Here is an 8,342-nt window from a genome sequence, read left to right on the forward strand (position 1 = left end):
GCATGTTCCGCGTCCTTGCAATACTGTGTTTACATACAGTCTATCGCTTAGCGGAAAGTTCTTTTACCCTCAGCCGAAATGCCTGCCGTTGCTAGACATTGCCAGCCAGTGCCCGTCACTCCCACTCGATTGTAAACAAGCACACAAAACCCTTTAGTGACAACAATTTGCAAGAACTATCAGGCTCAGTGCCATGAAAAATACCATGACCAGATCATGAGGTTGAACACGGCTTGCGCCGGCAGCGTTCACGCTCCTGGTCGGCGATCTCGCCCGGCTGCAATGCTAGCTCAGCATCGGTCATGCGCTCCAGCACGTCGCGTAGGCGGATGGTGCAAGGAATGGGCGGCAGCTCGAACTCATAGCCGCCGGCGATCATTTCGGCCGCAATCTCCTCGGTGATGAAAAACGGCTCGTCGTCTTGGTTCGGCTTCTTCATGCCCTTTCCTCCTGGCGCTCATCCTGGCCGACAGCGGCCAGGGCATCGGCTTCCGTCAATGCGTCCTCCACGAACGCGCCGTGCTGCTTCGCTTCGGCCTGGCTGACCTCGGCCCATATCCGTTTCACCTGGGCCGCACTGTACCCGGCCAGCTCGGCGGTCTTGTTGATGCTGTAGCCGGACTTGCGCAGCGCGACAACTTGGGCGCGGCGCTTCGGATCAGCACGGCGGCCCTTGTACCGCCCGGCCTGGCGGGCCAACTCAATGCCTTGGCGCTGGCGTTCGCGCCTGTCCTCGTAGTCGTCGCGGGCCATCTGCAAGGCCAGGCGAAAAAGCATGATCTGCACGGCTTCCAGCACGATCTTGGCGACGCCCTGGGCCTCGGCCGCCAGGTCGGATAGATCGACCACGCCAGGGACGGCCAGGCGTGCGCCTTTGGCCTGTATCGAGGCCACCAGGCGCTCGGCCTCGGGCAAAGGTAGGCGGCTGATGCGGTCGATCTTCTCGGCAATGACCACCTCGCCGGGCTGTAGGTCGCCGATCATGCGCAGCAGCTCAGGCCGGTCGGCGCGTGCGCCGGATGCCTTCTCACGGTAGATGCCGGCGACGTAGTAGCCGGCGGCCTTCGCGGCCGTAGTGATCGCCTCTTGGCGTTCCAAGTCCTGCGCGTCGGTGCTGACGCGCAGATAGACCCGCGCCACCATCGGCGCGGCTACTGGCTTCGTCCTGCGCATACTTGCGGGCTCCTTTGGGCATACTCAAATGCACCCATCTTAAACTGGCAGCTAATGTACAAAAGTTGATAGAAGCACACAAGTTCAATTTTGCACTTCTGCCCCACTATTGCAAAACTGCTTGTTAGTAGCCGTTTTTTCTTACTGTTTATAGATTCAATAATTTTTGAAACGAAAAATTGGGACTAAACATTTCGGTTTCGTTTTCTGTCGATTCGTCCTGCGTATCTTTTGCATAAACAAACATTTGTTGTTCGTAGTTTTCGATGGCATTTTCAATACTTGTAAATTCTCCGTTTGTAAGGTTTTCAGACAATATCAAAGCATCCAATAATCCCGTATTTACACCCTGTCCTGCAAAAGGCGACATCAAATGAGCAGCATCGCCAATCATTGTTATGGGTAATGGACGGTTACTTTTCCAATCATTGTTCAAAGGAAATTTCCTTGTGGGCAAGCATTGAAATGTTGATACCGAACGTATTAATTGTTTGTAAACTTCACTCCATTTGGAAAATCTTTTCAATAAAAAATCGGCAACGCTGTTTCTGTCCTGAAAATCTAAGGGAATTTTATTTTTCCATTCATCGGGCGTTTTAAAACTAATTCCTAAATACAATGCACCATTATTATTGGGATTGGCAAACAATAAAATGCCCTGATGTCCCGCCATTAATCGGTTGCCGTTGCATAGCTGAAAAAATCCGGGACAGTTTATTTCCGGTTGAAGAATATCAGCTTGGATGTTGAAAGTACCGGTTTCTTCAACTTGCGTGTCGGTAACAAAGCTCCTTATTTTCGACATTCCACCATTGGCAAGAATAACCAAATCTGCTGTTTCACTCGGTTTATTCTCAAAAGTTAGTGTCCACTTCTTCTTACCAGGTTCAAGCATAACAAGTTTTCTATCCCAAATAACCGTGTCGTTTTCTAAACTATTCAACAAGATAGCCCTTAAGTCATTTCTGTTTATTTCAGGATTGTCAAATCGATTTTCGGGCTTTACATTTTTTGTGGATAAAATATTGCCTTTTTCATCAGCAATATTTACACCCATTGGTAAGGCTAAGTCATAATAAGTTTGTAACAATCCCGCTTTTTTCATTGCTTCCTGACCTGAACCTTTGTGTAGGTCAAGGGTTCCACCAAAAATTCTTGCCTCTCGGTCGTTGTCTCTTTCGTAAACTGAAACGTCTATGCCGTTTTGCTGTAATAATTTTGCCATAGTCAGTCCAACGGGTCCACCACCAATTATTGCAACGTTCTTATCACTAAGTAAATTCATTTGTTTGTCCGTATCTATTCGCATTGTCATTCAAAAATGGCACATAACAAGTGGCTATACGCCAAATGGCGTATATATCCACTATATCTTATTTTGCTAAACCTTTCATTATCAGTGACAAATCCGTTTTCAACCGTTTACCGTTCGTTTCTACTCTCTCAAAAGGATTTATATTCATAGTGCTTTTTGTTAAGTTTTGCTCAAATATACAAATCCTTTCTATATATCTAACAAATCCATCGGACTTTTTAATTGTTCCATTCCCTTGGTGGTAATATGTGTATAAACCTCAGTTGTTTTACTGCTTGAATGACCTAACAACGATTGAATATAACGTAAACTCGTACCATTCTCAAGCAAATGCGTTGCAAAGCTATGTCGTAAGGTATGTACAGTAACTTCCTTTTGAATCTTTGCTTTTAAAACAGCTGCTTTAAAAATGTTTTGAATACTTCGGCTTGAGTATGCGCCACCTTTTTGACCTTCAAATAAATAATCTTTTGGTTTATATTCCATAAAGTATGTTCTTAAAATAATTAATGTTTTCTCAGATAAAATGGTATAACGATCTCTTTTTCCTTTTGACTGTTCTATACGAATTTGCATGCGCTTGGAGTCAATGTCTTTTATTTTCAGGTTTATACATTCAGAAATGCGCAAACCTGCCGAATAAATAGTCATCAGAATAGCCTTGTGTTTCACGTTTTCAATAGCGCGTAGTACCCGAATGGTTTCTTCTTCACTCATCACAACAGGAAGTGTTTTTTCTTTTTTTGGTCTTTCGATGAAATATGTTTTCCGTTGTCCACCCAAAACACGTTCGTAATAAAACTGGCACTGTTGCAAAGTTAGCGATGAGGCAGCCTTTTGTCTTATTCAAAGGCCTTACATTTCAAAAACTCTGCTTACCAGGCGCATTTCGCCCAGGGGATCACCATAATAAAATGCTGAGGCCTGGCCTTTGCGTAGTGCACGCATCACCTCAATACCTTTGATGGTGGCGTAAGCCGTCTTCATGGATTTAAATCCCAGCGTGGCGCCGATTATCCGTTTCAGTTTGCCATGATCGCATTCAATCACGTTGTTCCGGTACTTAATCTGTCGGTGTTCAACGTCAGACGGGCACCGGCCTTCGCGTTTGAGCAGAGCAAGCGCGCGACCATAGGCGGGCGCTTTATCCGTGTTGATGAATCGCGGGATCTGCCACTTCTTCACGTTGTTGAGGATTTTACCCAGAAACCGGTATGCAGCTTTGCTGTTACGACGGGAGGAGAGATAAAAATCGACAGTGCGGCCCCGGCTGTCGACGGCCCGGTACAGATACGCCCAGCGGCCATTGACCTTCACGTAGGTTTCATCCATGTGCCACGGGCGAAGATCGGAAGGGTTACGCCAGTACCAGCGCAGCCGTTTTTCCATTTCAGGCGCATAACGCTGAACCCAGCGGTAAATCGTGGAGTGATCGACATTCACTCCGCGTTCAGCCAGCATCTCCTGCAGCTCACGGTAACTGATGCCGTATTTGCAGTACCAGCGTACGGCCCACAGAATGATGTCACGCTGAAAATGCCGGCCTTTGAATGGGTTCATGTGCAGCTCCATCAGCAAAAGGGGATGATAAGTTTATCACCACCGACTATTTGCAACAGTGCCGTTCAGGCAGTACTTCATCAACCAGCAAGGCGGCACTTTCGGCCATCCGCCGCGCCCCACAGCTCGGGCAGAAACCGCGACGCTTACAGCTGAAAGCGACCAGGTGCTCGGCGTGGCAAGACTCGCAGCGAACCCGTAGAAAGCCATGCTCCAGCCGCCCGCATTGGAGAAATTCTTCAAATTCCCGTTGCACATAGCCCGGCAATTCCTTTCCCTGCTCTGCCATAAGCGCAGCGAATGCCGGGTAATACTCGTCAACGATCTGATAGAGAAGGGTTTGCTCGGGTCGGTGGCTCTGGTAACGACCAGTATCCCGATCCCGGCTGGCCGTCCTGGCCGCCACATGAGGCATGTTCCGCGTCCTTGCAATACTGTGTTTACATACAGTCTATCGCTTAGCGGAAAGTTCTTTTACCCTCAGCCGAAATGCCTGCCGTTGCTAGACATTGCCAGCCAGTGCCCGTCACTCCCACTCTATTGATGTGTGCTTAAAAAACAGGAGGGTTTAACTTGGTAAACTATACATACTCATTAGGAGTTTACCATGAGCAAGAAACAGAAGACTTACACCGCAGAATTTAAAGCTGAAGCCATAAAAGCCATTGAAGAGAACCAAGGTAATGTATCGGAATCCGCTAGACAACTTGGCATTTCAATGCAAACCCTTTCGAACTGGAATAACAAAGCAAAGGCTGGAACTTTAGCAGGCACAAAACAGTATTCGCCCGATCTAAACGCCTTACTCGAAGAAAATAAGAAGCTTAAACAACAGCTCAAAACAGCTGAAATGGAACGTGAATTTTTAAAAAAGGCAGCAGCGTACTTTGCCAAAGAAAGTCAGTGAGGTACGCCTATATGAAATCGCAAAGCCACTTATTTCCGATTATTTTAATGGCTCGATTACTTCGTGTATCCGTTTCTCGCTTTTATGATTGGCTAAAGCGAGGCATGAGTAAAAGATCAATTCAGCGAAATCAGCAGACAATTTTGGTCAAAATAGCCCATGAAGAAACCAAACAAAGCTATGGCTATGTTCGATTAACCAAGCATTTACAAGCGCAAGGTATCAAAATAAGTACGTATGCTGTGCGCCAAATAAAAAAATCAAATCAGTTGTATTGTAAGCGCCATAAGCGTTTCAAAAGAACCACGAACAGTGATCACAACCGTTCTATTTATGACAATTTACTCAAGCAACAGTTTTCAATGACGAAGCCTAATCTTGCGTGGTCGAGTGACATTACCTACATTTGGACGGCTGAGGGCTGGTTGTACTTGGCAGCTGTCAAAGATCTTTACACGAAACAGGTTGTTGGCTATAGCTTAAATGAGCGCATGACAGCCAAGCTTGTTTGTGATGCATTGAATATGGCTATTCGCAATCAGAAACCTGCTAAAGATCTCATTGTACATTCAGATAGAGGCAGCCAATATTGCAGTAATGAATATCGAAACTTACTTGAGAAATTTGATTTTCAGGGTTCAATGAGCAAAAAAGGCGACTGCTTTGATAATGCACCGATAGAGAGTTTCTGGGGCATACTCAAAAATGAACTAGTCCATCATCGCAACTACAAAACAAGGGAAGAAGCCAAAGCGGATATTACAAAATATATAGAGTTATTTTATAATCAGCGAAGAATTCAAAAAGGCTTGGATTTTAAGACACCAAATCAAATGGCAGAAGACTTTTATCGGTTAGCTGCCTAGAATCTCCCAAGTGAAAGTCTCCTGCTAATTCAGCACACATCACTGTTGATAAATTTTCTAAACAAAAAGGATCAAACTAATCTATAAGCTTTGTGGGTTAGAAAAAAAATAACTCACTTTGCATTGATCATATTTAAATTCTTGTTTTATCCATAGCACTAACCTATTAATTTTAAAAAATAATAGGTACTGGCTAAATAGCAAATCGATACATATCTTTTTCATAGAGGAAATATGATTTTAGTAAGTTCTTGTCTGGCTGGCTTAAAGGTACGTTATAACGGGACGCATAGCTTAAACGAAAAAATCGAAAAATTAGTCAAAGATGGAAAAGCTACTATGGTATGTCCAGAGATTCTTGGCGGTTTATCAACACCACGCGAACCTGCCGAGATTTCGGGAGGTAATGGCGATGATGTCTTAGATGGAAAAGCCTGTGTAATTGAAAAATCAGGAAAGGATGTGACTTCAATCTATATTGAAGGGGCATATAGAACTTTAAAAAAAGTTCAATTATTAAAAGCTACTCTGGTAGTGCTTAAAGAAAATAGCCCTTCATGTGGTAGTTCAATGATTTACGATGGTCAATTTAATGGGAATAAGATCTATGGCAATGGAGTTACCTCCGCTTTGCTTAAACGTCATAATATAAAAGTCATTTCAGAAGAAACTTTTTGGCAACTTTTACCCTAGTTCCTCCGCTTTTATTTAAAATCTTCATGCAACTCCAACCACGCCCCCCTTTGCAATATCAAGTCTCTTCGGTATTTAGAGATATAGTGAGGTAATAATCTAAGAAGCATATCCATTACTTCCACATCAGTTAAAAAGTAGTGGTTCAATTTTATGCTGTAATTCTTTAACAATTTTAGCAAGCTGATCATGTAAAACTAACCAACATTGCTCATGACCTTGCCCAATATATTCATCTATTATGAGTTGCAAAATGTCTTGATCTATCTGACTTAAGAATTCTAAAAACCATGTCGCAGCAACATCCTTGGCAACTATTGTTTTATGATCTAATGTATAAGCTATACGGCATAGCGCTAAAATTTGATTACATTCATCCTGATCGTCTTTCCAATGAGCAATAATTTGTGGATAAGTTTTTTGCATGGCAAATATTAATTGTTCATAGCTAATTGGATTTAACCAATCGCAAATATCAGGTCCAAAGATAGTAATGTTATGTAATTGGGCAGTTTTAAGTAAAATACTAATATCTGGATCAGATTGACTATAAAGTAATTCACCTTTGAGTAATTCTTCTCTCAACCACTCGCCATATTGTAGCTGATATGTATATGGATGATTTTTATTGGTAATACTCCCTTTTTCTAATATCGTAATTTCTAAGGCACGCGCTGTAGCATGACCAATCGGAACAGATATATTTAGAAAATTCTGCGCTAATTGTTTTCTTTCCTGATCGGTAATTTCACGTTCAATAATAACTAAAATATCAAGATCACTTTTATGTTTTAAACCACCATCAACATACGAACCATATAAATAAATAGCATAAAGCTTATCTTTAAAATTTTTTTGTAAAAGCTGTTTTACACTTTCAACTTGGCGACACTCTTCATCATTTAAGCTTTGCATATGATTTTTAATTTAAAAAAATAAGTAATGAATTCATAGAGCATTATACAGAATAAGTGTAAATAATTTAATCAATTAGTAAATAACATACTATTTTTACAATATATTTACTTTCAATATAGAGTTTAATACATAAAACTCTATCAATCAAAAAAAGCTTGAAACAACATCTGAATAGTAAGAGTCATTTCCTCCTCACTTAGAGATGGATCCGGAAATTTGAACAACTCCTATAAGTGATACTCTGCTCCTCAAATGATGTTATAAACATCAATATATGGAGTATTTTATGGCACGTAGACCAAGAAGAAATCATTCAAACGACTTTAAGGCTAAGGTAGCACTTGCTGCGATCAAAGCAGAAAAAACACTTGCTGAATTGAGTTCTGAGTTTGATGTTCATCAAAACCAAATTATTGACTGGAAAAATCAATTGATCTCAGCTTCCTCACAAGCTTTCGATCAATCAAAAGCTCCATCAGAACCTCCCATTGATCTTAAAAAGTTACATGCAAAAATCGGTGAGCAGGCATTAGAAATTGATTTTTTAGAAGGTGTGTTGAAGAAACTGGGCCGCTTCAACCACAAAAGTTAATCGATCACTCACTTCAGATTTCAGTATCTAAACAAGCTAAGTTACTGAAAGTCTCTCGTGGTTGTTATTATTATCGCCCAAAACCTGTTAGCTCATCAGATCTGAAGCTGATGCGATGTATTGATGAATTACATATGCAATATCCTTTTGCAGGCAGTCGTATGATGCGTGATTTGTTGAATCGTCAAGGGCATCATATAGGACGACGTCATACACGTACTTTAATGAAGAAAATGGGTATTCAGGCGTTATATTGCAAACCAAATTTAAGCCAGGCTAATCAAGCTCACCGTAAATATCCATATCTGCTCAAAGGAT

Annotated in this window: 8 protein-coding genes and 2 pseudogenes; 3 read left to right on the plus strand and 7 right to left on the minus strand. The window is 42.3% G+C overall.

Going from position 1 to position 8,342, the window contains the following annotated elements; genetic code table 11:
- Nucleotides 1–214 precede the first annotated feature (214 nt).
- The 6 genes and pseudogenes from FTU70_RS13885 to FTU70_RS13910 form a co-directional block, all read right to left on the minus strand.
- On the minus strand, nt 215–439 hold the full coding sequence (locus tag FTU70_RS13885; protein WP_000743213.1) for a hypothetical protein: 225 nt from the start codon (nt 437–439) through the stop codon (nt 215–217).
- Nucleotides 436–1,173: a recombinase family protein gene (locus FTU70_RS13890; RefSeq protein WP_001366550.1), complete on the minus strand. Its 738-nt coding sequence runs from the start codon at nt 1,171–1,173 to the stop codon at nt 436–438. Before FTU70_RS13890 ends, FTU70_RS13885 begins: the two co-directional genes overlap by 4 nt.
- A gap of 148 nt (nt 1,174–1,321) precedes the next feature.
- The gene (locus FTU70_RS13895) at nt 1,322–2,488 is read right to left on the minus strand and encodes a tetracycline-inactivating monooxygenase Tet(X3) (RefSeq protein ID WP_024160783.1); all 1,167 of its coding nucleotides are present in this window, start codon (nt 2,486–2,488) and stop codon (nt 1,322–1,324) included.
- A gap of 189 nt (nt 2,489–2,677) precedes the next feature.
- Nucleotides 2,678–3,271 (minus strand): tyrosine-type recombinase/integrase, encoded by a 594-nt coding sequence (locus tag FTU70_RS13900; protein ID WP_205779272.1) that lies wholly within the window; start codon nt 3,269–3,271, stop codon nt 2,678–2,680.
- A 72-nt stretch (nt 3,272–3,343) separates the two neighbouring features.
- On the minus strand, nt 3,344–4,048 hold the full coding sequence (locus FTU70_RS13905; protein WP_163451784.1) for an IS6-like element IS26 family transposase: 705 nt from the start codon (nt 4,046–4,048) through the stop codon (nt 3,344–3,346).
- A 61-nt stretch (nt 4,049–4,109) separates the two neighbouring features.
- Nucleotides 4,110–4,463: pseudogene (locus FTU70_RS13910) on the minus strand (transposase zinc-binding domain-containing protein); the annotation flags it as partial.
- 192 nt (nt 4,464–4,655) lie between these two features.
- On the opposite strand from FTU70_RS13910, the gene FTU70_RS13915 reads away from it, so the two are divergent.
- Together FTU70_RS13915 and FTU70_RS13920 are read left to right on the plus strand one after the other, a co-directional pair.
- Nucleotides 4,656–5,821 (plus strand): IS3 family transposase gene (locus FTU70_RS13915; RefSeq protein ID WP_119285041.1). Its coding sequence is split into 2 segments (ribosomal slippage): nt 4,656–4,914 and nt 4,914–5,821, totalling 1,167 coding nucleotides; the frame shifts between segments, so codons are not numbered across the junction.
- Between the two features lie 234 nt (nt 5,822–6,055).
- Nucleotides 6,056–6,514 carry a DUF523 domain-containing protein gene (locus tag FTU70_RS13920; protein ID WP_077170035.1) on the plus strand — a complete coding sequence of 153 codons (459 nt, stop codon included), beginning with the start codon at nt 6,056–6,058 and terminating at the stop codon, nt 6,512–6,514.
- Nucleotides 6,515–6,640: 126 nt separating this feature from the next.
- Here FTU70_RS13920 and FTU70_RS13925 read toward each other — a convergent pair whose 3' ends face one another.
- Entirely contained in the window at nt 6,641–7,429 is a 789-nt protein-coding gene (locus tag FTU70_RS13925) for an aminoglycoside adenylyltransferase domain-containing protein (RefSeq protein WP_038350081.1), read from the minus strand.
- A gap of 277 nt (nt 7,430–7,706) precedes the next feature.
- On the opposite strand from FTU70_RS13925, the pseudogene FTU70_RS13930 reads away from it, so the two are divergent.
- A pseudogene (locus FTU70_RS13930) lies at nt 7,707–8,342 on the plus strand (IS3 family transposase); the annotation flags it as partial.

The organism is Acinetobacter sp. YH12135, assembly GCF_013418565.1.
In the GTDB taxonomy this organism is placed as follows: domain Bacteria; phylum Pseudomonadota; class Gammaproteobacteria; order Pseudomonadales; family Moraxellaceae; genus Acinetobacter; species Acinetobacter towneri.